Below are 26,057 nucleotides of genomic sequence, written 5' to 3'. Positions count from 1 at the left end.
CGTCGAGAAGAGCGAAGAGTACGAGCCGCGCGGCATGAGATCCCGATGATTCACTCGCTGGCGCTCGCTCATGCGCCCACGGTACGGCGTGCAGCCATGCGGGACCTCCCGATAGGGTGAGGCCAGAATGATCGGGCTTCTCGCACTGCACCTCGTCGCTGCAGCGGGAGCCCCTCTCCTGGTCAGGTTCCTCGACCGTCGCGCCTTCGTCGTGCTGGCCCTCGTGCCGGCCGCGTCCTTCGCGTACCTGCTGCCACGGGCGCTCGACGTGAGCTCGGGCGCGAGCGACCCGATCGTCGAGCGCTGGAGCTGGATCCCCTCGCTCGGTGTCGACGTCGACCTGCTGATCGACCCCCTCACGGCACTGATGTCCCTGGTGGTCACGGGCGTCGGTGCACTGGTGCTGCTCTACTGCGGCTGGTACTTCCGCCAGGGCGATCCCGAGATCTGGCGGTTCTCCGGCGTGCTCACCGCCTTCGCCGGGTCGATGCTCGGACTGGTCCTGTCCGACAACATGTACGTGCTGTTCGTGTTCTGGGAGCTCACGACCGTGCTGTCGTACCTGCTGATCGGGCACAACCCCGAGCGCCGGGCCAACCGCCGGGCGGCCATGAACGCGCTGCTCGTGACCACGTTCGGCGGGCTCGCCATGCTCGTGGGCCTGTTCGTGCTGCACGCCCAGACCGGGACCGCCCGGCTCAGCGAGATCGTCGCCGACCCGCCGTCGGGCCCGGCCGTCACGGCCGCGGTGGCGCTGCTGCTCGTCGGCGCGCTCAGCAAGTCGGCACTCGTCCCGTTCCACTTCTGGCTCCCGGGAGCCATGGCGGCGCCCACGCCGGTGAGCGCCTACCTCCACGCGGCGGCCATGGTGAAGGCCGGCGTGTTCCTGGTGCTGCTCCTGGCGCCCGCGTTCGCCGACACCCCCGGCTGGCGGCCCGTGCTGCTCACCCTCGGCATCGTGACGATGATCATCGGCGGGCTGCGCGCCCTGCGCCAGCACGACGTCAAGCTGCTGCTCGCCTACGGCACCGTGAGCCAGCTCGGCTTCCTGGTCGCGGTGGCCGGGGCCGGCACCCGGTCGGCCGCGTTCGCCGGTCTCTCGCTCGTGCTCGGGCACGCGCTGTTCAAGTCCACCCTCTTCCTCGTGGTCGGCATCGTCGACCGCAGCACCGGCACGCGCGACCTGCGCGAGCTCAGCGGACTCGCCCGTTCCATGCCCGTCCTGTTCGTCGTCACGCTCGTGGCCGCGGCGTCGATGGCCGGGCTGCCCCCGCTGCTCGGGTTCACGGCGAAGGAGGCCGCGCTCGCGGCGTTCGTCGACCTCGGCGAGGACGCGGGCATCGGCGTCTGGGGCACGGTCTCGCTCGTGGGACTGGTGGTCGGGTCGGTCCTCACGGTGGCGTACACGGCACGCTTCGTGTGGGGCACGTTCGGCACCAAGGACGTCGCTCCCACCGACGTCGCGGCACCGGGACCCTGGTTCCAGGCATCTCCCGTGATCTTGTCCGTCCTCACGGTCGTCGGCGGCGTGGCCGGTCCCCTCCTGACGCCGCGGATCGAGTCCTACGCCGAGGCGTTCGGCGCCGGCGCTCACGAGCCCGTCCTGACCCTCTGGCACGGGTTCACCCCGGCGCTGTGGCTGTCGGTCGCCGCCGTCGTCGGCGGCATCGCCCTCTGGCTGCTCCGCCGACCTGTCGCGCACCTGCAGGAGACGCTCGTGCGTCGGCTGCACCTGCCCGACGCCGAGCGCAGCTACCACGCGGTCGTGCGCGGCGTCGACCGCGCGAGCGTCGAGGTCACGGGCTTCACGCAGCGCGGCTCTCTCCCGGTCTACCTGGGTGTCGTGCTCGTGGTGCTCGTGCTCCTGCCCGGCAGCGCCGCCATCAGGGCGTGGGGCTCACCGTCGATCTCCGTCGGCGACGGCGGTGCCTTCGAGCCCGACGACGCGCTACGCATCGCCACGGCGGCCCTCGTCTGTGGTGCCGCACTGCTCACCGTCCGCTCCCGCCGACGCCTGCGTGCCGTGCTGATGCTCGGCGTCACCGGCTACGGCACGGCCCTGCTGTTCGTGCTGCACGGCGCCCCCGACCTCGCGCTCACCCAGGTCCTCGTGGAGACCTTCGCGCTGGTCACCTTCGTGCTGGTGCTGCGCCGCTTCACGCCGTTCTTCTCCGACCGGCCGTTCACCGCGGCACGCCGGGTGCGCATCGCGATCGGCGCCACGGCCGGCCTGTCCGTGGCCGCGTACGCCGTGGTCGCGGCGAACGCCCGCACCGCGTCGCCGGTCGGGCGGGCGTTCGAGGGTCCGGCCTACGACTTCGGCGGCGGCGAGAACATCGTCAACATCACGCTCGTCGACATCCGCGTGTGGGACACCTTCGGCGAGCTGGCCGTGCTCGTCGTGGCCGCCACCGGCATCGCGAGCCTGATCTTCCTCATCACCGACCGGGCCCAGTCCCACCGCGAGACCCGTCGGGCGCGCCCCAGCGCCACGGACGAGCGCGAGGACTGGCTGCCCGGCGCGGCCTCCCTCGACATCGAGCGACGCTCCGTCGTCTTCGAGGTCGTGGCCCGCGCGGTGTTCCCCGTGCTGATGATCTTCTCGGTGTACCTCATGTTCACCGGCCACTACACACCCGGGGGCGGGTTCGCGGGCGGGCTCGTCGCAGGGCTGGCGCTCGCCGTGCGCTACCTCGCCGGCGGCCGGCGCGAGCTCGACGCCGCCGCGCCCGTCGACGCCGGCGTCGTGCTCGGCTCGGGCCTGGCCATCGCCGCCCTGTCCGGGCTCGTGCCGCTGCTCGTGGGTGCCAACACCTTCCAGAGCGGTGTCTTCGACATCCCCGTCCCGCTCCTCGGCGACGTCCACGTGGTCACCTCGGTGGCCTTCGACATCGGCGTCTACCTCGTCGTCATCGGCCTCGCGCTCGACGTGCTGCGCAGCCTCGGCGGTGGCATCGACCGGCACGGCGAGCAGGGCCACACCGACGCCGGCCTGTCCGAGGAGTGCACGAGCGACGACGCGAAGGGCACGGGGGTGACGACATGAGTGTCGATCTCGCCCTCGTCATCGCGATCGCCGTGCTGGTGGGCTGCGGCACGACGCTGATGCTCGAGCGCAGCCTGAGCCGGATCCTCGTCGGGTTCGTCATGGTCGGCAACGGCGTGAACCTGCTGTTCCTCGTGGCCTCCGGACCGAGCGGGGCGCCGCCGATCGTCGGTCGCGACGACATCACCGACCCCCTCCCCCAGGCGATGGCGCTGACCGCCATCGTCATCACCCTCGGCGTCAGCGCGTTCGGCCTGGCCCTCGCGTACCGCTCCTGGCAGCTGTCCGGCAACGACGACGTCAAGGACGACGTGGAGGACGACCTCGTGCGCCGCCGGGCCGAGGCCGACGAGACGTCCGGGACGTTCGACGAGCCCGAGACCAGCGTCCCCGACGAGGAAGGGGCCGACTCGTGACCCAGCTCGTCGTCCTGCCCGTGCTGCTCCCCCTGCTCGGCGCCGGCCTCTGCCTCGTGCTCGGACGCTCCGCCCGCGCCCAGCGGATCGTCAGCGTCGCGGTGCTCGCGTCGGTCGTCGCCACCGCCGCCACCCTGCTGGTGCGCGCCGACACGCAGGGACCCCAGGCGCTCACGCTGGCCGGCTGGGGACCGGAGATCGGCATCACGCTGGTCGCGGACCGGCTCTCGGCGCTCATGCTGCTGGTCTCGTCGGTCGTCACCCTCGCCGTGCTGCTCTACTCCTTCGGCCAGGGCATCGTCGAGTACGGGCGGGACACGCCGCTCTCGGTGTTCCACCCCACCTACCTGGTGCTGAGCGCGGGCGTCTCCAACGCGTTCCTCTCGGCCGACCTGTTCAACCTGTTCGTCGGCTTCGAGGTGCTGCTGGCCGCCAGCTACGTGCTCATCACGCTGGGCGGCACGGAGGCGCGCATCCGGGCGGGCACGGTGTACATCGTCGTGAGCCTGCTGTCGTCGGTCGTCTTCCTCATCGCCATCGCGTGCGTGTACGCCGCGACCGGCACGGTGAACTTCGCGCAGCTCTCGCAGCGGCTCGGTGAGCTGGACCCGGCGGTCGCCCACATGCTGCAGCTGCTGCTGCTCACGGTGTTCTGCATCAAGGCCGCGGTGTTCCCGCTGTCGGCCTGGCTGCCGGACTCCTACCCCACCGCGCCCGCGCCCGTCACCGCCGTCTTCGCCGGACTGCTCACCAAGGTCGGCGTGTACGCGATCGTGCGCACCCAGACCCTGCTGTTCCCGGACGACTCGATGAGACCCCTGCTGCTGACGGCAGCGATCCTCACGATGGTGGTGGGCATCCTGGGCGCGGTCGCGCAGACCGACATCAAGCGCATCCTGTCGTTCACGCTCGTCAGCCACATCGGCTACATGCTGCTCGGCGTGGCGCTCGGCACGGAGCTGGCGCTGTCGGGCGCGGTCTACTACATCGCGCACCACATCACCGTGCAGACGGCGCTCTTCCTGCTGGCCGGACTGATCGAGTACCGCACCGGCACCACCAACCTCGACCGGCTCGGCGGGCTGGCACGGTCGGCGCCGATCCTGGCCGTCGCGTTCTTCGTGCCGGCGATGAACCTGGCCGGCATCCCACCGTTCTCGGGCTTCCTCGGCAAGGTCGCGCTCGGACGCGCCGGCATCGAGGCGGGCGACTGGCTCGCGGTCACGGCCGTGGTGGCCAGCGTCGCGGTCAGCCTCCTCACGCTCTACGCCATCGCCAAGGTCTGGAACCGCGCCTTCTGGCAGCCGGTCGACGACGACCTGGCCCAGTCCGTGGTCGACGACGGCTCCGACGTGTGGTCGCACGGTGCGATGCACGGGGGCGGCGACGTGAACACCCGCTTCCAGGCGACGTCGGCCTGGCAGCGCCTGGCCGAGGAGCAGCGGCTCCCCCTCGGCATGGGACTGCCGACGCTCGCGCTCGTCGTCGCCTCCGTGGCGCTCACCGTGCTCGCCGGGCCGTTGTTCGGCGTCACCGACGCCGCTGCCGTCGAGCTGCTGCAGCGCACCCCGTACATCACGGCGGTCCTGGGAGGTGGCGGCTGATGCCCCGCTGGCGGGTCGTCCTCGGCCTCACCGTCGTCTGGCTCCTGCTCTGGGGCTCCGTCACGCCCACGCTCGTGCTCGGCGGCCTCATCACCTCGGTGCTGGTGCTGCTGCTCTTCCCCTTCCCGCGGGCACCCTGGCGCTGGACGCTTCGACCGTGGCCGACGACCACCCTGGTCCTCCGGTTCGCCGCCGACATGCTGCGCGCGTCGGTGCAGGTGGCCTGGCTCGCCGTCCGCCCGTCCGCGCCGCCGCCGAGCGCGGTCGTGCGCGTGCCGCTGGTGACCCGCTCGGAGCTGCTGCTCACCGCCACGGCCGAGCTGGTCTCCCTGGTCCCGGGCTCGCTGCTGGTCGAGCTCGACCCGGAGGCGCCGGCGCTCTACATCCACGTGCTCGACGCCCGCTCCCCCGAGCGCGTCGAGCGGGCCATCGCCGCGGTCCACGAGCAGGAGCGTCGCGTCGTCGAGGCGTGGGCCCCCCGTGACGAGCGCGACGCCTACCGCCGCACCGTGCAGGAGGCCGCCTCGTGATCCCCGTCGCCGTCGCCTGCGCCACCATGCTCGCCGTCACCGGCGTGCTGTGCCTCGTCCGGATCGTCCGCGGCCCGACGATGCTCGACCGCACCGTCGCGGCCGACGTCTTCGTCGCCGCCTGCCTGTCCGCCGTGGGGGTCGAGGCCGCCATCAGCGGTCACGTCGACACCGCCCCCGTGCTGCTGGCCCTGGCGCTCGTGGGCTTCCTCGGCTCGGTCAGCATCGCGCGGTTCGCCGCACGCGACATCGACGCACCCCCGGAGGACCGATGACCACGTCCCTGATCGTCGACATCGTGTCCGGAGCCCTGCTGCTCGTCGGCAGCGCGCTCGCGCTCATCGCCGCCATCGGCCTGGTGCGCTTCCCCGACGTGCTCACCCGCATGCACGCGGCCACCAAGCCGCAGACCCTCGGCCTGCTCCTGGTGCTGGCCGGCCTGGCCCTGCGCATCCGCGACCCCGGCGCCCTCGCCATCATCGGCCTCGTCGCCCTCTTCCAGCTGGTGACCGCCCCGGTCTCGGCCCACATGGTGGCCCGTGCAGCGTTCCGCACCGGCGTCGCCGACACCTCCCGCCTCGAGCGCAACGACCTCGACTGACCAGCCCACGTCTCGGACACCTCCGGGGCACATCGTCCGGTCGAGATGCCCCGGAGGTGTCCGAAACGGGGGGACTGGAGCGACGTTGGTAGGTTCGAGGACGTGCGCATCGCCACCTGGAACGTCAACTCGATCCGCAGCCGCGTCGACCGCGTGACGGCCTTCCTGGAACGGCACGACGTCGACGTGCTGGCCATCCAGGAGACCAAGTGCCGCGAGGACCAGTTCCCCGCGCTCGAGCTCAGCTCGATGGGCTACGAGTACGTGCACGTGGGCCTCAACCAGTGGAACGGCGTGGCGCTGCTGTCGCGGGTGGGCCTCGAGGACGTGGCCACCTCGTTCGCCGAGCAGCCGACGTTCGGCGACCCTGCGGTGGTCGAGCCGCGCGCCGTGGGCGCCACGTGCGGCGGGGTGCGGATGTGGAGCCTCTACGTCCCGAACGGCCGCGACCTCGAGCACGAGCACTTCACCTACAAGCTCGAGTGGCTCGACCGCCTGCGCGCCGACGCCGCAGGCTGGCTGGCCGCCGACCCCGAGGCGCAGATCGCACTCACCGGCGACTGGAACATCGCTCCCCAGGACGACGACGTCTGGGACATGGCGGCCTTCGACGGCAAGACCCACGTGTCGGCACCCGAGCGCGCCGCGTTCGCGAGCTTCGTCGACACCGGCTTCAGCGACGTCGTCCGCCCGCACGCCCCCGGCCCGGGCACCTACACCTACTGGGACTACCAGCAGCTCGCGTTCCCGAAGAAGCGCGGCATGCGCATCGACTTCGTGCTCGGCTCCCCCGCGCTGGCCGCGCGCGTCGAGGGTGCCTTCATCGACCGCGAGGAGCGCAAGGGCAAGGGCGCCAGCGACCACGCCCCCGTCGTGGTGGACCTGGCCTAGTCAAGCTCGCGGCGGGCCTCCAGGCGGGCCAGGTCGGTGAGGAGACGGGCCACGTCGCGCGAGCGCGACGTCTCCGCGGCCGCGACCGCCGCTCGCAGGCGCGCGAGCAGCAGTGCGGGCACCACGACGGCGGCGCCGGCCAGCACGACGACGACGGCGAGGGCCGGCGTCGTCCAGTCCCAGGCGAGGGGAACCACGCCCACCGCCACGAGGATGGCGGTGACGAGGGCGAGCGGGCGGGGCGAGAGCGCGTCCATGCCGCTCATCGTCGCAGAAGTTCGGGGAGGCGTCGGGCCCACGCGGCGTCGTAGTCGCGCGCGGCCTCGGCGAGCAGCGACCGGCGCCGCCGATCCCGCTCGGCGGGGTCGTGCAACGTCTGCACCACCTCCCGCTCCGGCGAGAGCACCGGCACGGCCCCCTCCTCCAGCACGTCGAGCCAGGCCGCGTCGCGATCGGGTCGTGGCCAGTCCTGGGGGACCAGCACCACGTCGCAGGTCCGCGAGAACGCGCGACGTCCCACGCGGCGATCGTCGATCGGCACCCACCCGCCACCTCGGCCTCGGCCCAGGACCCGCGCGTCCACGCCGTGCGGCGCCCGTGGGCGGGTGCCCGCACCGGTTCCCGCACCCGTGGGCCTCGCGAGGTCGTCAAGCAGGCCGACGACTGTCGCCCCAGTTACCGGCTGCGGCGACCGGACCGGCCCCAGGACCTCCCAGCGTCCGACAGGACCCGTGACCTCCACCCCCCACGCCGCGAGCCCGGCGACGACGTCGGTGTCGGCGGCCCACCACTGCACCTCGGAGGCGCCGGTGAGGACCTGCGCCGCTCGCTCGACGTCGGTCGGGTCGAAGAGCAGCCCGTCGTCGGACTGCGGCGCCCTTCCGGCCGCCAGCACCACGCGCTCGGCGCGCACGTGCCAGGTCTCCCGGGAGGGTGGCAGCACCAGCAGCTCGGGGTCCCGCACCACGAGGACGTCCGCCGAGCACTCCCTCGACGGGTCGAGCCACGCGACCACACCGCGGTCGACCAGGTCGAGCACACGGTCGGCCGGCTCCTCGCGTCGCCGTGACGAGCGCCGAGCGGGCTCACCGCCCAGCACCCCGACGCGGTCGACCGTCCGGGCGAGCGACACGAGCTCGACGGCCAGGCGCCCGCCGGGGCCACGCTCGCGCAGGTCCGCCCACACCGCCACGGCAACCCGCTGGTCCGCGTCGGGTCCTCCAAGGTGTGCCGGAGCGGCGAACGGTCGCGGTCCGTCGGGGTCGAGCCGAAGGTCGCGCGCCGACGTTCGACGGTGCCAGCGCGAGAAGCCGCTGTGGTAGGCGTGGCGCGAGGGGTGGTGCCACGACAACCGGAAGTCCGCTCGGGAGAGCGAGCCGTGGCTCAGCTGGTAGAGCGTGAGCGGCTCCTCGAGCGTCCGGGCTGCCTCGGGCCCGAAGACGGTCTCCAGCCGACGGACGAACTCCAGGTCGGCGGCCTTCCGGACCGGGTCGAAGCCGCCGAGACGGCGCACGACCGGCTCTCGGCGCACGAGCAACGACGGCAGGTTGAGGGTGAAGGGCGGCGCGCCCACCCTGGTGATCCGCAGGTCCTCGTGGAGGCGCACGGCGCGTGAGGAGACGGCCACGAGGTGCTCGTGCGCCTGGAGCTCACGGACCTGACGCTCCAGGCGACGGGGGTGCATCCAGTCGTCGGCGTCCTGGAAGCCGAAGAGCTCCCCCCGCGCCTCCCGCAGCGCGCGGTTGCGGCCCCGGTAGGTGCCGCCATTGACGTCCTGCCGCAGGATGCGGACGCGGTCGTCGGTGGCGGCGAGATCGAGGATGCGTGCGGCGTCGGCCGGGTCGTTGGCGTCGTCGACGAGCAGCACCTCGAGGGGACGCCACGTCTGGGCCAGCAGCGACTGGACCGCCGGCTCGAAGCTCGGGCCGGGGCGGAACACCGACACGACCACACTGACCAGCGGGCCGTCCTCCACGACGTCGGGAACGGCGGACGTCAGTCGGTCAAAGGCTGATCCGTCACCGGCTGCGACCCTCACCGGCTCCAGACCGGCGTCGACGAAGGGAGCGTTGAGCCGCTCGAGCCACCCGTCGTGCCCAGCGGTCAGGTCGACCTCGGCAGCCCACGCCACCCACGGGTCCACTCCCCGTTCGGCGAGGAGCTCGCGTGCCCGGGAGTCGTCGCCGAGCACGACAGCCGCCTGCAGGGCGAGGTCGAGGTGCTCGATGCCCGAGCCTGCACCACGGGCGGCCAGTGCACGGGCATGGAGTTCGAGGCCGGCCCGGAGGTCGGCCGAGACCCCACCGAAGGCCAGGAGTGCCCGGTTGGCCAACGCGTCAGGGTCGTCGCCGAGCACCTCGAGGACGGCATCGGCGCCGACGAGGTCGCGTCGCAGCGCAGCACGGGCCAGCGCACCCGGCGAGGTGGTGCGTGCAAGCTGGGCGAGCACGCGAGCATCGACCGCGGAAACGTCCTCTTGCACCTGTTCCTCCTCGGCGGGCACCGGCACGGGCACCGCCACGCTACAGGGAGCGGCGCGGGGATCCGCGTGTCACTCGTTAGGGTGGCAGCACCCGGTCCCCGAACGAGGAGCACCACCCCGTGACCACGTCACCTGTCGTCCACATCACCGGCGCGCGCCCGAACTTCCCGAAGGCCGCGCCGGTCATCGCGGCACTCAAGCGGCGCGGCGTCCCGCAGCTCCTCGTGCACACCGGACAGCACTACGACGACGCGATGTCCGACGTCTTCTTCCGCCAGCTGTCCCTGCCTCAGCCCGACGTCAACCTCGGTGTCGGATCCGGGAGCCACGCCGAGCAGACGGCCAAGGTGATGGTGGCGCTCGAGCAGCTCTTCCTGGAGCGGCAGCCGCGGCTCGTCGTGGTCTACGGCGACGTCAACTCGACGGTCGCGGCCTCGCTCGTGGCCGCGAAGCTGCACCTGCCCGTCGCGCACGTCGAGGCCGGGCTGCGCAGCTTCGACCGCACCATGCCCGAGGAGGTGAACCGGGTCGTCACCGACGCTCTCGCCGACCTGCTCTTCACCACCAGCCCCGACGCGAACTCCCACCTCGGCACCGAGGGGGTGGACGCCGGGCGCGTCCACCTGGTGGGCAACCCGATGATCGACACCCTGCTCGCCAACCTCGAGGCCTTCGACGCCGATGCCGCCCGCACCGAGTGGGGCATCGAGTCCGACTACGCGGTGGCGACGCTGCACCGTCCGGCCAACGTCGACGATCCGGACCTGGTCAAGGTCATCGTGGAGCGACTCCACCAGGTGGCCGACCGACTTGCCCTCTTCATCCCCCTGCACCCCCGTGGTCGTGCCCGTCTCGTGACTGCCGGCCTCGACGAGCACCCGAACGTCACGATCACCGACCCACTCGGCTACGTGGAGTTCATGAGCCTCGTCCGTGGCGCCCGTGCCGTGGTCACCGACTCCGGCGGCGTCCAGGAGGAGACGACGATCCTGGGCGTCCCGTGCCTGACGCTGCGTCCCAACACCGAGCGACCTGTGACCATCACGCACGGCACCAACGAGCTCGTCACGCTCGACACGGTGGTCCCGGCGCTCGAGCGGGTCCTCGCCGGAGGCGACGAGGACCGCGGCACGCCGCCGCTCTGGGACGGCCGGGCCGGCGAGCGCATCGCGCGCGTGATCGACGGCTGGCTTCGCGACCGCTGAGCGGCCTCAGCTCGCGCCGAGACGTTCGTACAGTGCCGTGACCCGTCCGGAGAGGACGTCCCAGTCGCGGTTCGCGATCACCCAGCGGCGACCCTCCTCGGCGAGCGAGGCGCGCAAAGTCTCGTCACCCGCCACACGATCGAGGACCTCGGCGAGGGACTCCACGTCGTCCTTGCGGAACAGCAACCCGTTCGTGCCGTTCACGAACTCCTTCAGCACCGCCACGTCGGACGTGACGAGCGGCTTGCCCATCGCCAGCGCCTCGAAGGGCTTCAGGGGCGACACGATCTCCGTCACCGGCGAGGACAGCCTCGTGATCGGCGCGATGTCGACCAGGGAGTAGTGCGCCTCGACCTGGTCGAACGGGATCTTGCCGAGGAGCAGGACGATGTCCTCCAGGCCGAGCTCGGACCGCACCTCCTCGAGTCGTGAGGCCTCGCTGCCGCCACCGACGATCATGACTCTCAGGTCCGGGTGGTCGTCGCGGATCCGGCTGACTGCCTCCAGCAGGAGCGGCAGACCCTCGTACCAGTTGAGCGAGCCGATGTAGCCGATCACCGTCTTCCCCTCGAGCCCGTAGCGGGCCTCGAGGTCGGGGTCGCGCTCCAGGGGCGAGAACCGCGACGTGTCGACGCCGTTGGGCACGACCTCGATCTTCTCCGCGGGGATCCCTCGCTCGACGAGCGTGTCGCGCAGACCCTCGGTGATGGCGATGACGTGGTCGGCCTCCTGCGCGGCCAGGGTCTCGATGTGCTTGGCGAAGCGGTACTGCGGCGTGAACTCGTACTCCGGGATGAGCGAGCGTCGCCCCTCCTCGTTGAGTCCTCGGACCTCGTAGATGTGCGGGAGCCCGAGCGAACGCGCCGCCACTGAGGCAGCGAGCGCGTTGTAGGCGTTGCTCGCCGAATGGATGAGCGACGCACCGCTGCGCTCCGCGAGGTCGCGCAGGCTCGACGCGTACGACGCGATGTAGTCCGGCAGCGGGTAGACGGGCATGGCCTCGTCGTGCTCGAGAAGGTGGTGGTAGCGCACACCATCGATCTCGTGCTGGGCGGCGAGCTCGGCCCGGGCGCCGGACGTGACGTCGTTCAATGGGAACCCGGGGGGCGTGAGCGCATCGATCTCGTAGCCGTGCCTCACCAGGCCCGACAGCAGCCCGTGAGTGCGGTTGGCCGAGCCCGTCACTCGGTGCGGCAGGGAATTCTGGATGGCGTGCACGACCTTGCGCGGCGTCGCGGTCGCACTGCGGGGCGCGGCCGCAGGAGGACGCCAGTCGCTGTCCATCATCGCGAACGAGTCCCGCTCTGCCACGATGAGACGGGCGCGCTTGCCGATGTTCCCGGTGTCGTCGACGAGCTGTTGCGCGCAGTCGACGGCGAGCTCGACGTCGCCGAGCCGCCAGAGGAGCGCCGCCGCGCGCGAGAGCTGACGAGGCCGCAGACCCTCCGATCCTCGCGAGCGCAGGAGCGACTGGACCACCTCGGCGCTGTGGACCGCGATGGCGATGCGCAGCACCAGCAGGGCATCGGCGTCGTCCTGGACACCGCCGAGGACGTCGAGGGGATCGCGGGACTCGTCGGTGAGGTGCTCGACCACGGCCAGGAGACGCGCGACGTCGATGTCGCCCTGGTGCGCGGCGTGGTCGCGCACCCACGGCATCATCGCGAGCGCGATCTCGCGCTTGACGGGGAGCAGCACGCCCTCGATCACGGGGTCGAGGGACGTGCCGGTGAAGTCGTCTCGTGCCTTGAGCCGCTCGAGGATCTCGGCCGTCACGATGGTGCGATCGGTGTCGAGCAGACCACGGAGGTGCTCGGCGAGCGGGTAGGCGAGACGCGGGTGCGCGTCTGCCACGGCGGTGCGCAGCTCGCGCAGCACCGCCTCACCGCCTCCCACCTGGTGGAGGACGGGCTCCGCTCGACGAAGCGCCTCGAGCGAGGGTTCGGCGAGGACCCGGCGTCTCAGCTCCGTGAGCACGGCGCGGCGGGCTCGCGGACCACGCCCGGCCGCGGCGACGAGGGCGTCGGCACCTTGGGTGCCGTCCAACACCCGAGCGACGGGCCTGGCGAGACGGGCACGGACGAGCGACGATCGCACGGCGAGGGGCACGAGGGACCTTCCAGTGGCGGGCGCGGGACCGGTCTCGACTCTACCTTCCGTCTCCCGGACGGCGAACACGCCGACCCCTCGTCCGATGTGGCGGAGCCTCGCGGGCCGTTGGGTACGCTTCGTGACGGCCCGAACCCGAGGACGAGGACGTCGACCGTGTCAGACCAGCCCGCCACGCAGGGTCGCGTGGAGGAGACGCACCAGCAGCGCCTCGACGTCGAGGGCATGCGCGCGATCGCGATCGGCACGGTCCTCGCGTTCCACGCCGGCCTGCCGTGGTTCGCCGGCGGCTTCGTCGGTGTCGACGTCTTCTTCGTGCTCTCCGGGTTCCTCATCACGGGCCTGCTCGCCCGAGAGCTCACCCGCAGCGGTCGGGTCCGGCTCGGTCGATTCTGGGCCCGCCGCGCCCGTCGCCTGCTTCCCGCAAGCGCGCTGGTGCTGCTCTTCTCGACGGCCGTCACCTGGTTCGCGCTCCCGCTCACCCAGCGCGGGGCGTTCGGCGGCGACATCGTGTCGGCCGCCCTCTACGTCGTGAACTGGCGTCTGGCCGACCGCTCGGTCGACTACCTCGCGGAGGACGTCGGCGCGTCCCCGGTCCAGCACTTCTGGTCGCTGGCCGTGGAGGAGCAGTTCTACCTGGTGTGGCCCGTCCTGCTGCTCCTCATGGCTCTGCTCGTGCGGAAGCGGGTGCTGCGCGGAGCCTTCCTCGTGCTGGCACTCGTGGCGCTGGTCTCGTTCGCCTGGGCCGTGCACCTGTCGCGGACCGATCCGGCCCCGGCGTTCTTCGTCTCCACCACGCGCGCCTGGGAGCTGGCTGTCGGCGGTCTCCTCGCCCTGGCCGCCCCCAAGGTGCACCGGGTGCCGGCGGTCGCGAGGGCTGCGCTGGGCTGGGCGGGCCTGCTCTCGGTCGGGTACGCGGCGCTGGCGTTCGACGGCAGCACCACGTGGCCGGGCGTGGCGACCCTGGTCCCGGTGCTCGGGACCGCCGCGATGCTCGCGAGCGGCGTGGTGCCCACCCGGGGCGGTCCCGGCGCCCTGCTGAGCCTGAAGCCGTTGGTGTGGCTCGGCGGACTCTCCTACTCCCTCTACCTGTGGCACTGGCCCGTGCTGGTGGCCGGCGAGGCGTTGATCGACGGCTTCAGCATCCGGCACGGCGTCGTCCTCACGCTCCTCAGCGTCGTCCCGGCCTGGCTGAGCCTGCGGTACGTCGAGAACCCCATCCGCTTCGGAGCGCGGTTCCGGCCCGACGTGCGGTCGTTGCAGCTGGGTGCCGTGCTCACCAGCGTCGGTGTCGCCCTGGGTCTCGTCCTGGTGCTGGCACCGGGCGTGTCCGGCTTGGAGCGGGCCACGCCGCAGCAGGCGCAAGGTGCCCGTGCCCTCCTCGACCCGTCCGCCGAGGCCTCCGACCCCGCGGACCAGCGCCGCCTCGACCGGGTACGACCGCTGCCACAGGACGCGAGCGACGACCGGCCCGCCTTCTACGACGAGAAGCCCGAGTGCCAGGTCGCGGCGGACGACGACGACGTCGAGGTGTGCGCCTGGGGCGACACCGACGCCGACCGGACAGTCGTCATCGTGGGCGACTCCAAGATCGGCCAGTGGCAGCCCGTGCTCGCCGACATCGCCTCCGACGAGGGGTGGCGTCTGCTGCAGATCACGAAGTCGGCCTGCACGTTCACCGACTCCTACCTCTCCACCGGCGGCGAGGCCGATCGCTCGTGCCGCACCTGGGGCCAGGAGGCGTTGCGCACGATCGAGGGCCTCGACCCCGATCTCGTCCTCACCTCTGGCGGACGCAACACGGCACTCGCCGACGTCGCCTCGAAGCGGGCCTCGCAGGACGCCATGGTGGACGGCCTGACCTCGATCTGGGGCCGTCTCACCGATCGCGGCATTCCCGTGGCCGTGCTGCTGGACAACCCACGGCCCTCCACCATCCCGGTCTACGAGTGCGTGGCGGAGAACGTCGACGACCTGCGGTCGTGCTCCTTCGACCTCGACGAGGGACGGAGTGGCTCGGGAGCACCGGCGCAGCAGGAGGCCGCCGCGCGGGCCGGCGTAGGGGTCGTCGACCTCACCGACGTCGTCTGCCCCGACGGCCGGCGTTGCCCCGCCGTCATCGGTGACGTCCTGGTGTACCGCCAGGGCACCCACCTCACGGTCACGTTCGTCCGCAGTGCCCGCGAGCAGCTCGAGCGGGCGCTGTCCGCGGTGGGCGACGGCTCGTTCGGGCGTCGCTGAGAGTCCGTTAGGCTGTGGCAGTTCAACTCTCGAAGGGAACCCTGTGAGTCACGACCTGACCATCATCGGCCTCGGCTACGTCGGCCTCCCGCTCGCGCAGCAGGCGTCACGCTCGGGACTGAGCGTGGTCGGCTTCGACGTTGCCGCGCACCTCGTCCAATCGCTGAACGCGGGCACCAGCCACATCGACGACCTCAGTGATGCCGACGTGAAGGAGATGCTCTCCCTCGGCTTCCGCGCCACGACCGACGAGGCGTCCCTGTCCGAGGCGTCCGCCGTGGTCATCTGCGTGCCCACCCCCCTGTCCGAGAGCGGCGAGCCCGACCTCGGCGCCGTGACAGGTGCGACGGGAGCCATCGCGCGCAACCTGCGCCCCGGGCAGCTCGTCGTGCTCGAGTCCACGACGTACCCCGGCACCACCGAGGACGTCGTCCGCCCGATCCTGGAGACAGCAGGCCTCGTCGCCGGCGAGGACTTCCACCTCGCGTTCAGCCCCGAGCGCGTCGACCCGGGCAACCCGACGTACGGCATCCAGAACACGCCGAAGGTCGTCGGCGGCCTCACCCCCGCCTGCACCGAGCGCGCCGTGGCGCTCTACGAGCGCTTCATCGACACCGTGGTCCCCAGCAAGGGCACCCGCGAGGCCGAGACCACGAAGCTCCTCGAGAACACGTACCGCCACATCAACATCGCCCTGGTCAACGAGATGGCGCGGTTCTGCCACGAGATGGACATCGACCTCTGGGACGTCATCCGCGCGGCGGCGACCAAGCCGTTCGGGTTCCAGGCCTTCTACCCCGGGCCCGGCGTCGGCGGTCACTGCATCCCGATCGACCCGAACTACCTGTCCTACAAGGTGCGTACCGACCTCGGCTACCCGTTCCAGTTCGTCGAGCTCGCGCAGACCATCAACCTCGGCATGCCGCGCTACGTCGTGGACCGCATCACCGACCTCCTCAACAAGGACAGCAAGGCCCTCCGCGGCTCGACGGTCCTCCTGATCGGCGTCACCTACAAGCCCAACATCGCCGACCAGCGCGAGTCGCCGGCCACGCCGCTGGCCGAGCTGCTGCGCGCGAAGGGCGCGACGCTGCGCTACTTCGATCCGTACGTGGAGAGCTGGCGCCCGGGCGGCACCGAGGTCGATCGGGCCGCGGACCTCGACGAGGCGCTTCGCTCGAGCGACGTCAGCGTGCTGCTGCAGAACCACCGTGACCTCGATGTCGAGCACCTCGCCGACACCGCCCAGCGCCTCTTCGACACCCGGGGCGTGGCCGACGGGGAGAACGTCAGCCGGCTCTGAGGCTCAGCTGCCCCAGGTGGGTCGCAGCGGCATGTGGGCGTCGCCGTCGGGCCCGACCTTCACGCCCAGCACCTGGTGCAGGCCGATCTCGTTGCGCTCGAAGGCGAGGCGCGAGCCGGCCATGTAGAGGCCCCACACCTTGGCGATGCCGAGGCTGACCTCGCCGAGCGCCTCGTCCCAGTGCTCCTCGAGGTTCTGCGACCAGCCCTGCAGGGTGAGGGCGTAGTGCTCGCGGATGTCCTCGACGTGGCGCACCTCGAGCCCGTGGTCGTGCATGGCCGACACGATCGTGCCGACCGGGGCCAGCTCGCCGTCGGGGAAGACGTAGCGGTCGATGAACGCGCCCGCCTTCGGCGACAGCGACCCGTCGCGCCGGGTGATGCAGTGGTTGAGCATGCGACCCCCGACCCGCAGCTTCCCCTGGAGGAAGGCGAAGTAGTCGGGGTAGTTGCGCACGCCGATGTGCTCCATCAGGCCGATGGACGACACGGCGTCGAAGTCGCTCTCGCCCACGTCGCGGTAGTCGCTGAACCGCACCTCGGCCAGGTGGTCCAGGCCCTGGTCCTTGATCGCCTGCTGCGCCCACTGCGCCTGCTGCTCGCTGAGCGTGACGCCGAGGGCCTTCACGCCGTAGTGCTCGGCGGCGTGGCGCACCATGCCGCCCCAGCCGCAGCCGACGTCGAGGAGCCGGTCGCCCGGACCGAGCCCGAGCTTGCGGCACACCAGGTCGTACTTCTCGAACTGGGCCTGCTCGAGCGTGGCGTCCTCGGTGGGGAAGACGGCGCAGGTGTAGGTCATCGACGGGCCGAGCACCAGCTCGTAGAACCGGTTGGACACGTCGTAGTGGTGGTGGATCGCCTCGGCGTCGCGCGCCTTGCTGTGCCGCATCCCCTCCACCACCCGGCGCCAGCGCGGCAGGTGCTCCTCCGGTGGAGGCGGCGGCGGCTTGAGGTTCGACAGACCGAGGCTGCGGACGATCTGCAGCAGCTCGGCCGGGCCGGGCACCTTGAGCCGCAGGCGGCTCTGCACCAGGGTCATCAGGTCGTAGGGGTTGGCCAGCGACACGCCCTCGATCTCGAGGTCGCCGGCCACGAAGGCGCGGCCGAAGCCGAGGTCCCCGGGGGCGGTCATCAGGTAGGCCAGTCCGCGCTCGGTGCGCAGGCGGACGGTGATGTCGGCGTCCTCGGGCCCGGCGCTGCTGCCGTCGTAGGCCTCGAAGCGGAAGGGCATGCCGTCGCGCATGAGGCGCTCGACGGCGCCGGCGATGGTGAGGGTGTCGGTGTCCCGCGTGATGATACTCATGAGTTCCTCACGGCTTTCTCGTACAAGGAGCTGAGTCGCCCCTCGGGGTCGTGCTCGGCGCGCACGGCGTCGAGCGCCGCGGTCCCGTACAGGTCGGCGAAGGTCGCCTCGTCGTAGAAGGCCTCGGAGTACAGCGACTTGTGGCCGCCGAGGGTGTGCACGTGCTCCTCGATGCGCCGGTTCACCAGACCGTCGGGAGAGCCCGCCGGCACGACGACGGTGCCCCAGAAGCCCAGGTTCACGTACGTCTCGCCCGGACGCAGCGGGTAGCCGGGCCAGGAACGGGTGGTGCGCAGCGGGCACAGCCACACCGGCCGCATGCCGACCTCGGCGTCGAACCAGGAGAGGAACTCCGGGACCGCGGCCACCGGGACCTCCACGTCCTGGATGACCTTCTCGCGGCCAGGGACCTTCTTCACGCGGTCGAGCAGCCGGCTGACGCCGACCTTCGCGTCGAGCGCGATGATCCGGTGGTAGACGTCGGAGCGTCGCCAGCGTCGGGGCCAGGCACGTCGCACCCACGGGTTCTGGGCACCGAAGGCGGCCGAGCACCAGAACCAGTCGGTGTCCCAGCGCCACAGGTAGTCGTACATCGTGAGGCGGTCGGTCTCGCGGCGCTGGAGCGAGCGGTAGAACACGTCCTGTCCGGTGTAGTCCGACGTCGGACCGGGCTCCTCGGTGAACCGGGCCAGCGTCACGTACACCTCGTCGGGCGCGAAGGCGGTGGCGTCGAGCCCGTGGACCGGTTCGCCGTGCCAGCTGCCGGACTCGGCGACGTCGCCCAGCATCGTCGCAGCGTCGGCGGCGTCGTCGAGGCGGACGTGGCGCAGCGCGACGTAGGGCGGCACGGCCTCGAGGCGGATGCGCAGGCGCGTGGCGTAGCCGAGGCTGCCGTAGGAGTTGGGGAAGGCGTCGAACAGCGCGTCGCCGGGCTTGCAGGTGACGATCTCCCCCGCGCCGGTGAGCACGTCCATCTCCAGGACCGACTCGTGCGGGAGGCCGTTGCGGAACGACGTCGACTCGATGCCGAGCCCCGTGACGGCACCGCCGAGCGTGATGGTGCGCAGCTGCGGGACCACGTAGGGGATCAGACCGTGCGGGAGGGTGGCGTCGACCAGGTCCTCGTAGGTGCACATGCCCTGGACGTCGGCGGTGCGCTCGCCGACGTCGATCGCGACGACGCCGTCGAGACCGTCGACGTCGAGACCGGGGACGCCCGGGTCGGCGCGCGGGCGGAACAGGTTGGACGTGCGCTTGGCGAGGCGGACCGGGGCGCCGGCCGGGATCGCGGCATAAGAGCCGAGCAACCTGTCGACCGCCCGCTGGTGCTCGCTCCAACCCTTCACCCGCTCAGACTAGAGCGGCGGGAGGGCGGACCTCCACCCGGGATGGTTGCAGACGTCAACGACCCAGGGGTGGCGCCTCGTCCGGCTCCTCAGCGCGGGTCGGGCAGTCGCCAGACCAGTGCCTCGCCGTCACCGGCGACGAGGACGCGTTCGACGTCGGTCGCGCGGAGCTCGTCGCCCGGTCCGAGGCGGACGCCGTCAGCCACCACCTGGCCGCGCGTGACGTGGACGAGGACCTTCGCGGCACCGGTGACCTCCAGCGGCCCGTCGGCCCGAGGACGCGCCACGAGGAGCTCGGCGTCGGCATGGACGGGCACGGTCAGATGGAGCCCGGGCTCCTCCGGCACCTCCGCGGAGGCGTACTGCGGTGCGGCGTCGTGGCGCGAGCGCAGCATCATCTGCACGAATCGCAGCGGCTCGGTCGGGGAGGCGTTCAGCTCGGCGTGCTCGGCCCCCCCGCCGGCGCTCAGCCGCTGCGCCACGCCCGGCGCGATCGTGCCCGCGTGGCCGGTGGTGTCGCGGTGCGCGAGCGCCCCCTCGAGCACCCAGGTGACGATCTCGACGTCGGCGTGGCGGTGGGCGTCGTACCCGCGGCCGGGCTCGACGTGCTCCTCGTTGATCGCCACCAGAGGGCCGAACGCCACGTTGTCGGGGTCGTAGTGCGCGCCGTAGGAGAACGAGTGGAGCGTGCGCACGCCCTCGCCCTCGGTGACGTAGCGCTCGCCCGCGCGGCGGACCCGGCTAGGCATAGCCGAGCTCGTGCAGCCGTGCGTCGTCGATGCCGAAGTGGTGCGCGATCTCGTGCACCACGGTGATGCCGACCTCGTGCACCACGTCGTCCTCGGTGTCGCAGATCGCGAGGGTGGGGTTGCGGTAGATCGTGATGCGGTCGGGCAGGACGCCCCCGTAGGCGGTGTCGCGCTCGGTGAGCGCCACGCCGTCGTAGAGCCCCAGCAGGTCGGGGTCCTCGGGCGGGGCGTCGTCCTCGACGAACAGCACCACGTTGTCGAGCATCGACGTCAGCTCGGGGGGCACCTGCGCGAACGCGGCCTCGACCAGCTCGTCGAACCGGTCCTCGCTCATCTCCACCACGGGTCCATCCTGCCCGAGCGCTCCACGGCCGTCGGGTGGCGCACGCGGGGTGAGGGGTGCGTCCCGTCGGCCTTCGTGGCCCCGTATGCTGGGGCGGCCGCGCCCCCTTCGTCTAGCGGCCTAGGACGCCGCCCTTTCAAGGCGGTAGCGCGGGTTCGAATCCCGTAGGGGGTACCAGATCTCCCCTCACCCGAAGCATCTCGGTGTGATCTTGGTCACATTTGGGCTCTTTTCCAGGAATAGACCCTGACCTGCGGAAACTCGAGTTGGAAGCGTGTAGTTCTCGACCTACGATGACCCCATGGTCGCCGTCCTCCTCACCTTCCTCAGCCTCGTCCTCACTCTCGCCATCGGCGCCGTCTTCCTGCTCGGGGCCCACCAGCTCGTGACCATGATCGTGCGCCACCTCGAGACCCGTCCGACATACTCGGACGATGCCCGCCGGACGCTTCGCTCCCTCGCCGTCCGGCGACCTGCACGTCGGTAACCTCCGCACCGCGCTCCTCGCCTGGCTGTTCGCCCGCTCCACCGGGCGCAGCTTCCTGATGCGCGTCGAGGACCTCGACCGCGTCCGCGCCGGCTCCGAGGAGCAGCAGCTGGCCGACCTGCGCGCCCTCGGGATCGACTGGGACGGACCCGCCGTGCGCCAGAGCGAACGACGCGACGTCGTCGACGCCGCCATCGCCACCCTCGAGTCGGCGGGCCTGACCTATCCGTGCTTCTGCACCCGTCGCGAGGTGCAGGAGGCGGCGAGCGCACCCCACCTGCCACCCGGTGCCTACCCGGGGACCTGCCGCGACCTGACCGCCGACGAACGCACCGCTCGCGCCGCCGAGCGGCCGGCGGCCCTGAGGCTGCGGTCCGCGGCGCCCACGTGGACCGTGCACGACGAGCTCCACGGCGACGTCGAGGGCGCCCTGGACGACTTCGTCCTGCGTCGCAACGACGGCGTACCGGCCTACAACCTGGCCGTCGTGGTCGACGACGCGGCACAGGACGTGGACCAGGTGGTGCGCGGCGACGACCTGCTGACGTCGGCGCCGCGCCAGGCCTACCTCGCCTCGCTGCTCGGCCACGCCCAGCCGACGTACGCGCACGTCCCGCTCGCCGTGAACACCCAGGGCGTCCGCCTGGCCAAGCGCGACGGGGCGGTCACGCTCCGCGAGCTCGGCCGCGACCAGGCCTGGGCCATGATCACGGCGTCGCTCGGCCTGAGCGGTGACACCCCGTCCGACCTGCTCGCGTCCTTCGACCCCGCGTCCCTCCCACGCCAGCCCTGGACCGTCGTCGGCTGAGGCTCAGCGACGGGTCGGATGGCTCATGTGCGCGACATCGCGCACAGAGGAAGAATGCTGCCATTGCAGGACTTTTCGGGACTTTCGACCCTGTAGTATCGCTCACGTGTTCGGTAACCTGGACTCATGACCACGCAGCACGTCGCCGAGCAGCTCGCCACTGCTGCGCGTGTGTTGCGTGAGTACCCCACGACCACTGATGCGCTGCGGCTGCTGCAGGTCGTGCAGAACTCGATCGATGCGGCGAAGGTCGAGCTAGTCGCCGAGATGGCCGAGCACGGCGACCACGAGGCCGAGGGCTGCTCGAACGTGAAGAACTGGCTGCGCGACCAGCTGCACCTCGACACCAAGGACGCCGCCCAGCTCACTCGCTCCGCGCGGACGCTGAACGACATGCCCGAGCTCGCCGATCTGGCCAGCGCGGGCGCCGTGTCACTCGATCATGTGGATGCGTTCACCTACGCGAGTCGTCACATCGACCCGGCGGTCGTGGAGGTCTCGATGGACTGGATGCTGGACCTCGCGGCGAAGGCCGAGCCCAAGAAGATGCGCCAGGCGGTCAAGAAGCTCCGCGACGCTGCGCACCCGGACGACCTCGACGAGGCCTGGATCAAGGGCATGGCCAAGCACGACATCAAGCTCTCGGCCGTCGGCGAGGGGTTTCATGTCACCGGTTTCCTGCCGTTCGACACCGGTGCCAAGCTCAAGACCGTCCTGCAGTCCCTGTCTGCACCCACCTGCGCCGAGGACGACCGACCCGTCAACGAACGCCGCGTCACCGCACTCGACCAGATGCTCAGCAGCATCCTCGAGTCCGGACTTCCGCAGGACAAGGGAGTCCGACCCCACGTCTCCATGACGCTCGACCTGGCTGACCTGGCCGACGACGTCGACACCACGACCGCTGACCTCGCCGGGTTCGGGACCATCGGCCCGGCCCAGCTCCAGCAGATGCTCTGCGACAGCGCGCTCACCCCGATCCTGACCGCCGGCAAGCACTCCGTGCTGGATGTCGGCCGCACCGCACGGCTCGCGACCCCCGCCCAGCGCAAGGCCGTCGTCGCCCGCCAAGGCGGACGCTGCGGCGGGCTCGGGTGCTGGGGACCCATCGTGCACGTGCATCACGTCGAGTACTGGTCCCACGGCGGCACCACCGACCTGGCCAACCTGATCGGATTGTGTCCCCGGTGCCATGCCCTCGTGCACCAGGGGTACTTCACCATCGACCCCACCACCCACGACATCGGCCGCACCCTGCGCACCCACCGCACCGGACGACACATCCGCATCGCCCGAGCCGGCTGACGCCGACGTCAGACCTGGTCGGCCAGGAACGACTCGATCAGCGCCGTCACGGCCTCGGGCTGCTCGATGGTGCTCGAGTGCCCCGCCTTCGGCACGACCTCGAGGCGAGCAGCGGCGATGCCGGCCACGATCGCCTCGGCCTTGGCCACCGGCGTGGCCACGTCGTCCTCCCCCACGATCACCAGGGTCGGCGCCTCGATCCGGCCCAGCTCCGGAGCGATCGGGTCGCGATCGGTCACCCCGAGGATCGCCGCGCGCATGCCTCGGCGGTCGACCGTGGCCAGCTTCGCCATCCACGGGCCGACGACCTCGTCGCGCCGCGACGAGCCCAGCAGGTCCGGGCCGAACATGATCGGCTCGACCTTCGAGCGCACCGGCCCCATGCCGAGCCAGCGGTAGACCCGCGCCAGGGTGCGGTACTGGGCGACCTTCTCGGGGTCCTCGGGACCGGCGCTGGTGTCGAGGAGCACGAGCGAGAGCACCCGGTCCGGGTGCCGGGCCGCGAGCCTCATGCCCACGAACCCGCCCATCGACAGACCGGCGTAGTGCACCGCGTCGAGGCCCAGGTGGTCGAGCAGCGACACCAGGTCCCCCGTGAGCGAGTCCATGTCGGCAGCGCGGTCCGCTGCGGCCGGGGTGTCCCCCTGTCCGCGCCAGTCCACCGTGATGCAGCGGTAGCGGTCCCTCAGCGCCGCCACCTGCGGGTGGAACATCCAGCCGCTGAACAGCAGGCCGTGGCCCATCACCAGCGTCGGCGCACCGGGCGACGGCTCGCCGGAGTCGGTGTAGTGGAACGAGATCCCGTTGACGTGAGCATGTGGCACGGGTCACAGGGTGCCACACTCCCTGGCGCGTCCGGGGCGCACCGAACCGAGGCCGGACGCACCACGGCCCCGCACCCACGCGGGTGCCGGGCCGTGACACGGGTCCGATCGATCAGATGAGGCCCTTCTCCTCCAACCACTCCTTGGCGACGGTGGCGGCCGAGGCCTTCTCGTCGCCGTCGACACGGCCGTTGAGCTCGATGAGGTCCTCGGTCGTCAGCTCGGCCGAGACCGCGTCGAGAGCGTCCTCGACCACGTCGCTGGACTTCGCGTCGTTGATCAGCGGGATGATGTTCTGTGCCGCGATCAGGTTCTCCGGGTCCTCGAGGGTCACGAGGTCGTTGGCCTTGATCGAGGGCGTCGTCGAGTAGATGTTCGCGACGTCGACGTCACCGTCCTTGAGCGCCTTGATCGTGGCCGGTCCACCGGCGTCGCTGATGGGCGTGAACTCCACGTCCTTGGCGCCGTAGACCTTCTTCAGGCCGGGGACGCCGTAGGGCCGGGTCTCGAACTCGGGGTTCGCGCCGACCTTGACCGTGCCGAGCTTGGCGAGGTCGCCGATCGAGGTGATGCCCTCGGACTCGGAGAGCTCCCGGGTGACGTTGTAGGAGTCCTTGTCCTCGGCCGGGGCGGGCTCGAGCGTCTCGAGCTCGTCCGGCAGCGCGTCGTCGAGCGCGTCCTCGACCGCACCTGGCTCGGTGGCCGTGGCGTCCTTGTCGAAGTAGAGCAGCAGGTTGCCGGTGTACTCGGGGATGAGGTCGATCTCGCCACCCTCGAGCGCGGGGATGTAGGCCTCGCGCGCACCGATGCGCAGCTTCTTCTCGACCTTGACGTCCTTGGCCTCGAGGGCCTGGGCGTAGATCTCGGCGACGATCTCGGCCTCGGTGAAGTCGGCCGAGCCGACGACGATCGTGTCGGAGTCGGACGCGCCGGCCTCCGTGGGGTCACCGCCGCAGGCGGTGAGGGTGAGGGCGGCAGCCGCGAGGGCGGCGCCGATCCCGATCTTGTGCACGGACATGTCTCTCCTAGGGGGTGGTCGTGCTCAGGTGGTGGGAGTCTGGGTGGTGGAGGTCTGGGCGGTGGCTGTCTCGATGGTGTCATCGTGCGAGGAGCCGGCGCCCCGCGTCGGGCGGGCGCTTCGGGCGGCAGCACCCTGCGCACCGGCGAACAGGCCGTCGAGCAGGAGCGCCAGGACGACGACCACCACGGACCCGCCCACCATCTGGGGGTAGTCGCGGACGGCCTGGCCGTCAAAGATGAAGCGGCCGAGCCCGCCGAGCGAGACGTAGGCGGCGACCGTGGCCGTGGCCACCACCTGCAGCGTGGCGGCCCGGAAGCCTCCGACGACGAGCGGCAGGCCCAGCGGGACCTCGACCTTGGTGAGGATCTGCCACTCCGTCATGCCCTGAGCGCGTGCGGCGTCGACCGTCTGGGGATCGACCGACTCGACACCGGAGTAGGCGCCGGCCAGCAGCGGCGGAACGGCGAGGACCACGAGGGCCAGGATCGGTGCGCCGAGGCCGATGCCGAGCAGCAGGGTGAAGACGGTCAGCACGCCCAGCGTCGGCAGAGCGCGCAGGGCGCCGGTGACGCTGATCGCGAGCCCGCGGAAACGGCCCGTGTGGCCGATGTAGAGACCCAGCGGGACCGCGATCGCCGCGGCGACCGCGATCGTGAGGCTCGTGTACCCGAGGTGCTCGACCACCCGGTTCGGGATGCCGCGCTCGCCGGACCAGTTCGCGCCGTCGGTGAGCCAGTCGACGGCGTCGGTGACGACACTCATCCGTTGCCTCCTGCCAGCGCCTCGGCCCGCGAGCTGGCGAGCCTCCGCCAGAACCCGCCCTGCGGGCGGTTGCTGCCACGGTCCCACGGCATGAGCACCCGTCCGGCCAGCACCAGGAGGGCGTCGATGACCAGCGCCAGCACCACGATGCCGACCAGGCCGACCATGATCTCGGTGAGGAAGTCACGCCGGTAGCCGTTGGTGAACAGCGACCCGAGGTTGGAGACACCGATGAGCGCGCCGACGCTCACCAGGCTGATCGTGGAGACGCTCACGACGCGCAGCCCGGCCAGCAGCACCGGACCGGCGAGCGGCAGCTCCACCCCGAAGCCCCGCTGTCGCGACGAGTAGCCGGTGGCGGTGGCGGAGTCGAGCACCGCCGGGGAGACCGACTCGAAGGCGTCGGCAGCCGTGCGGACCATGATGGCCACGGCGTAGAGGCTGAGCGCGACGACCACGTTGAGCGGGTCGAGGAAGCCGGTGCCGATGATGCCCGGCAGCGTGACGAACAGGGCCAGCGACGGGATCGTGTAGAGCACGCTGCCCGCCCCGAGCAGCGTGCCGCGCAGCCTCGGGTGCCGGCTGGCGTACCAGCCGATGGGCACGGCCAGGACGAAGCCGATGACGATCGGCACCAGGCTCAGCCAGGTGTGGGCCCAGAAGAGCTCGAGCACCATGTCGC

24 protein-coding genes and 1 tRNA gene are annotated in these 26,057 nt (G+C 71.5%); 14 read left to right on the top strand and 11 right to left on the bottom strand.

What is annotated here, in order from left to right; all coding sequences use genetic code 11:
• Window positions 1–127: 127 nt before the first annotated feature.
• The 7 genes from RQG84_RS03865 (at window position 128) to RQG84_RS03835 (ending at window position 7,088) form a co-directional block, all read left to right on the top strand.
• Window positions 128–3,046, top strand: coding sequence for a Na+/H+ antiporter subunit A (locus RQG84_RS03865; protein WP_311208934.1), 2,919 nt, complete (start codon window positions 128–130; stop codon window positions 3,044–3,046).
• The gene (locus RQG84_RS03860; RefSeq protein ID WP_311208933.1) at window positions 3,043–3,462 is read left to right on the top strand and encodes a Na(+)/H(+) antiporter subunit C; all 420 of its coding nucleotides are present in this window, start codon (window positions 3,043–3,045) and stop codon (window positions 3,460–3,462) included. The genes RQG84_RS03865 and RQG84_RS03860 overlap by 4 nt, the downstream gene beginning before the upstream one ends.
• Complete coding sequence (locus tag RQG84_RS03855; protein ID WP_055963838.1) at window positions 3,459–5,066, top strand: Na+/H+ antiporter subunit D; 1,608 nt, start codon at window positions 3,459–3,461, stop codon at window positions 5,064–5,066. Before RQG84_RS03860 ends, RQG84_RS03855 begins: the two co-directional genes overlap by 4 nt.
• Entirely contained in the window at window positions 5,066–5,596 is a 531-nt protein-coding gene (locus RQG84_RS03850; protein ID WP_311208932.1) for a Na+/H+ antiporter subunit E, read from the top strand. The genes RQG84_RS03855 and RQG84_RS03850 overlap by 1 nt, the downstream gene beginning before the upstream one ends.
• Window positions 5,593–5,871, top strand: a complete 279-nt coding sequence (locus tag RQG84_RS03845) for a monovalent cation/H+ antiporter complex subunit F (protein ID WP_311208931.1) — start codon at window positions 5,593–5,595, stop codon at window positions 5,869–5,871. The genes RQG84_RS03850 and RQG84_RS03845 overlap by 4 nt, the downstream gene beginning before the upstream one ends.
• Complete coding sequence (gene mnhG / locus RQG84_RS03840) at window positions 5,868–6,197, top strand: monovalent cation/H(+) antiporter subunit G (RefSeq protein ID WP_311208930.1); 330 nt, start codon at window positions 5,868–5,870, stop codon at window positions 6,195–6,197. The genes RQG84_RS03845 and mnhG overlap by 4 nt, the downstream gene beginning before the upstream one ends.
• 102 nt (window positions 6,198–6,299) lie before the next feature.
• Window positions 6,300–7,088 carry an exodeoxyribonuclease III gene (locus RQG84_RS03835; RefSeq protein WP_311208929.1) on the top strand — a complete coding sequence of 263 codons (789 nt, stop codon included), beginning with the start codon at window positions 6,300–6,302 and terminating at the stop codon, window positions 7,086–7,088.
• Here the strand turns inward: RQG84_RS03835 and RQG84_RS03830 are convergent.
• Complete coding sequence (locus RQG84_RS03830) at window positions 7,085–7,345, bottom strand: hypothetical protein (RefSeq protein ID WP_311208928.1); 261 nt, start codon at window positions 7,343–7,345, stop codon at window positions 7,085–7,087. The genes RQG84_RS03835 and RQG84_RS03830 overlap by 4 nt on opposite strands.
• Before the next feature lie 5 nt (window positions 7,346–7,350).
• Window positions 7,351–9,570 (bottom strand): glycosyltransferase family A protein, encoded by a 2,220-nt coding sequence (locus RQG84_RS03825; RefSeq protein WP_311208927.1) that lies wholly within the window; start codon window positions 9,568–9,570, stop codon window positions 7,351–7,353.
• A gap of 119 nt (window positions 9,571–9,689) precedes the next feature.
• On the opposite strand from RQG84_RS03825, the gene wecB reads away from it, so the two are divergent.
• Entirely contained in the window at window positions 9,690–10,775 is a 1,086-nt protein-coding gene (wecB, locus tag RQG84_RS03820) for a non-hydrolyzing UDP-N-acetylglucosamine 2-epimerase (protein WP_311208926.1), read from the top strand.
• Window positions 10,776–10,781: 6 nt separating this feature from the next.
• Here the strand turns inward: wecB and RQG84_RS03815 are convergent, their stop codons facing one another.
• A complete protein-coding gene (locus RQG84_RS03815) occupies window positions 10,782–12,821 on the bottom strand; it encodes a glycosyltransferase family 4 protein (RefSeq protein ID WP_311208925.1) in 2,040 nt (679 codons plus the stop codon).
• Window positions 12,822–13,040: 219 nt separating this feature from the next.
• Between RQG84_RS03815 and RQG84_RS03810 the strand changes: the two genes are divergently transcribed.
• Entirely contained in the window at window positions 13,041–15,125 is a 2,085-nt protein-coding gene (locus RQG84_RS03810; protein WP_311208924.1) for an acyltransferase family protein, read from the top strand.
• A 43-nt stretch (window positions 15,126–15,168) separates the two neighbouring features.
• Window positions 15,169–16,428 (top strand): nucleotide sugar dehydrogenase, encoded by a 1,260-nt coding sequence (locus RQG84_RS03805; RefSeq protein WP_311208923.1) that lies wholly within the window; start codon window positions 15,169–15,171, stop codon window positions 16,426–16,428.
• A 3-nt stretch (window positions 16,429–16,431) separates the two neighbouring features.
• On the opposite strand, the gene RQG84_RS03800 is transcribed toward RQG84_RS03805, so the two are convergent.
• The 4 genes from RQG84_RS03800 to RQG84_RS03785 form a co-directional block, all read right to left on the bottom strand.
• Entirely contained in the window at window positions 16,432–17,730 is a 1,299-nt protein-coding gene (locus RQG84_RS03800; RefSeq protein WP_311208922.1) for a class I SAM-dependent methyltransferase, read from the bottom strand.
• The gene (locus RQG84_RS03795; RefSeq protein ID WP_311208921.1) at window positions 17,727–19,076 is read right to left on the bottom strand and encodes an FAD-binding oxidoreductase; all 1,350 of its coding nucleotides are present in this window, start codon (window positions 19,074–19,076) and stop codon (window positions 17,727–17,729) included. The genes RQG84_RS03800 and RQG84_RS03795 overlap by 4 nt, the downstream gene beginning before the upstream one ends.
• 89 nt (window positions 19,077–19,165) lie before the next feature.
• A complete protein-coding gene (locus tag RQG84_RS03790; protein ID WP_311208920.1) occupies window positions 19,166–19,825 on the bottom strand; it encodes a pirin family protein in 660 nt (219 codons plus the stop codon).
• Window positions 19,818–20,159: a metallopeptidase family protein gene (locus RQG84_RS03785; protein ID WP_311208941.1), complete on the bottom strand. Its 342-nt coding sequence runs from the start codon at window positions 20,157–20,159 to the stop codon at window positions 19,818–19,820. The genes RQG84_RS03790 and RQG84_RS03785 overlap by 8 nt, the downstream gene beginning before the upstream one ends.
• Before the next feature lie 110 nt (window positions 20,160–20,269).
• Between RQG84_RS03785 and RQG84_RS03780 the strand changes: the two genes are divergently transcribed.
• The 4 genes from RQG84_RS03780 to RQG84_RS03765 all read left to right on the top strand — a co-directional run bounded on the left by RQG84_RS03780 (window position 20,270) and on the right by RQG84_RS03765 (window position 22,768).
• A tRNA-Glu gene (locus RQG84_RS03780) sits at window positions 20,270–20,345 on the top strand.
• Between the two features lie 124 nt (window positions 20,346–20,469).
• Complete coding sequence (locus tag RQG84_RS03775) at window positions 20,470–20,655, top strand: hypothetical protein (protein WP_311208919.1); 186 nt, start codon at window positions 20,470–20,472, stop codon at window positions 20,653–20,655.
• Window positions 20,603–21,463 carry a tRNA glutamyl-Q(34) synthetase GluQRS gene (gene gluQRS, locus RQG84_RS03770; protein ID WP_311208918.1) on the top strand — a complete coding sequence of 287 codons (861 nt, stop codon included), beginning with the start codon at window positions 20,603–20,605 and terminating at the stop codon, window positions 21,461–21,463. The genes RQG84_RS03775 and gluQRS overlap by 53 nt, the downstream gene beginning before the upstream one ends.
• Window positions 21,464–21,589: 126 nt before the next feature.
• A complete protein-coding gene (locus RQG84_RS03765; RefSeq protein ID WP_311208917.1) occupies window positions 21,590–22,768 on the top strand; it encodes a DUF222 domain-containing protein in 1,179 nt (392 codons plus the stop codon).
• An 8-nt stretch (window positions 22,769–22,776) separates the two neighbouring features.
• Here the strand turns inward: RQG84_RS03765 and RQG84_RS03760 are convergent, their stop codons facing one another.
• The 4 genes from RQG84_RS03760 to RQG84_RS03745 all read right to left on the bottom strand — a co-directional run bounded on the left by RQG84_RS03760 (window position 22,777) and on the right by RQG84_RS03745 (window position 26,052).
• Window positions 22,777–23,592, bottom strand: a complete 816-nt coding sequence (locus RQG84_RS03760) for an alpha/beta fold hydrolase (protein ID WP_311208916.1) — start codon at window positions 23,590–23,592, stop codon at window positions 22,777–22,779.
• A 112-nt stretch (window positions 23,593–23,704) separates the two neighbouring features.
• Window positions 23,705–24,610: an ABC transporter substrate-binding protein gene (locus tag RQG84_RS03755; RefSeq protein WP_311208915.1), complete on the bottom strand. Its 906-nt coding sequence runs from the start codon at window positions 24,608–24,610 to the stop codon at window positions 23,705–23,707.
• Between the two features lie 24 nt (window positions 24,611–24,634).
• A complete protein-coding gene (locus RQG84_RS03750; protein ID WP_311208914.1) occupies window positions 24,635–25,375 on the bottom strand; it encodes an ABC transporter permease in 741 nt (246 codons plus the stop codon).
• Window positions 25,372–26,052 carry an ABC transporter permease gene (locus RQG84_RS03745; RefSeq protein ID WP_396135220.1) on the bottom strand — a complete coding sequence of 227 codons (681 nt, stop codon included), beginning with the start codon at window positions 26,050–26,052 and terminating at the stop codon, window positions 25,372–25,374. The genes RQG84_RS03750 and RQG84_RS03745 overlap by 4 nt, the downstream gene beginning before the upstream one ends.
• Window positions 26,053–26,057 lie beyond the last annotated feature (5 nt).

The organism is Aeromicrobium sp. WCS2018Hpa-31 (assembly GCF_031843905.1).
Lineage (GTDB): Bacteria > Actinomycetota > Actinomycetes > Propionibacteriales > Nocardioidaceae > Aeromicrobium.
Note: the sequence above shows the minus strand (reverse complement) of the source record. Positions and strands in the feature narration are given on the sequence as shown.

Coding starts and splice junctions, on each gene's coding strand:
- RQG84_RS03865 (WP_311208934.1), top strand. CDS start 128: ATGATCGGGCTTCTCGCACTGCACCTCGTCGCTGCAGCGGGAGCCCCT.
- RQG84_RS03860 (WP_311208933.1), top strand. CDS start 3,043: ATGAGTGTCGATCTCGCCCTCGTCATCGCGATCGCCGTGCTGGTGGGC.
- RQG84_RS03850 (WP_311208932.1), top strand. CDS start 5,066: ATGCCCCGCTGGCGGGTCGTCCTCGGCCTCACCGTCGTCTGGCTCCTG.
- mnhG (WP_311208930.1), top strand. CDS start 5,868: ATGACCACGTCCCTGATCGTCGACATCGTGTCCGGAGCCCTGCTGCTC.
- RQG84_RS03830 (WP_311208928.1), bottom strand. CDS start 7,345: ATGGACGCGCTCTCGCCCCGCCCGCTCGCCCTCGTCACCGCCATCCTC.
- RQG84_RS03800 (WP_311208922.1), bottom strand. CDS start 17,730: ATGAGTATCATCACGCGGGACACCGACACCCTCACCATCGCCGGCGCC.
- RQG84_RS03790 (WP_311208920.1), bottom strand. CDS start 19,825: ATGCCTAGCCGGGTCCGCCGCGCGGGCGAGCGCTACGTCACCGAGGGC.
- RQG84_RS03785 (WP_311208941.1), bottom strand. CDS start 20,159: ATGAGCGAGGACCGGTTCGACGAGCTGGTCGAGGCCGCGTTCGCGCAG.
- RQG84_RS03775 (WP_311208919.1), top strand. CDS start 20,470: ATGGTCGCCGTCCTCCTCACCTTCCTCAGCCTCGTCCTCACTCTCGCC.
- gluQRS (WP_311208918.1), top strand. CDS start 20,603: ATGCCCGCCGGACGCTTCGCTCCCTCGCCGTCCGGCGACCTGCACGTC.
- RQG84_RS03765 (WP_311208917.1), top strand. CDS start 21,590: ATGACCACGCAGCACGTCGCCGAGCAGCTCGCCACTGCTGCGCGTGTG.
- RQG84_RS03755 (WP_311208915.1), bottom strand. CDS start 24,610: ATGTCCGTGCACAAGATCGGGATCGGCGCCGCCCTCGCGGCTGCCGCC.
- RQG84_RS03750 (WP_311208914.1), bottom strand. CDS start 25,375: ATGAGTGTCGTCACCGACGCCGTCGACTGGCTCACCGACGGCGCGAAC.
- RQG84_RS03745 (WP_396135220.1), bottom strand. CDS start 26,052: ATGGTGCTCGAGCTCTTCTGGGCCCACACCTGGCTGAGCCTGGTGCCG.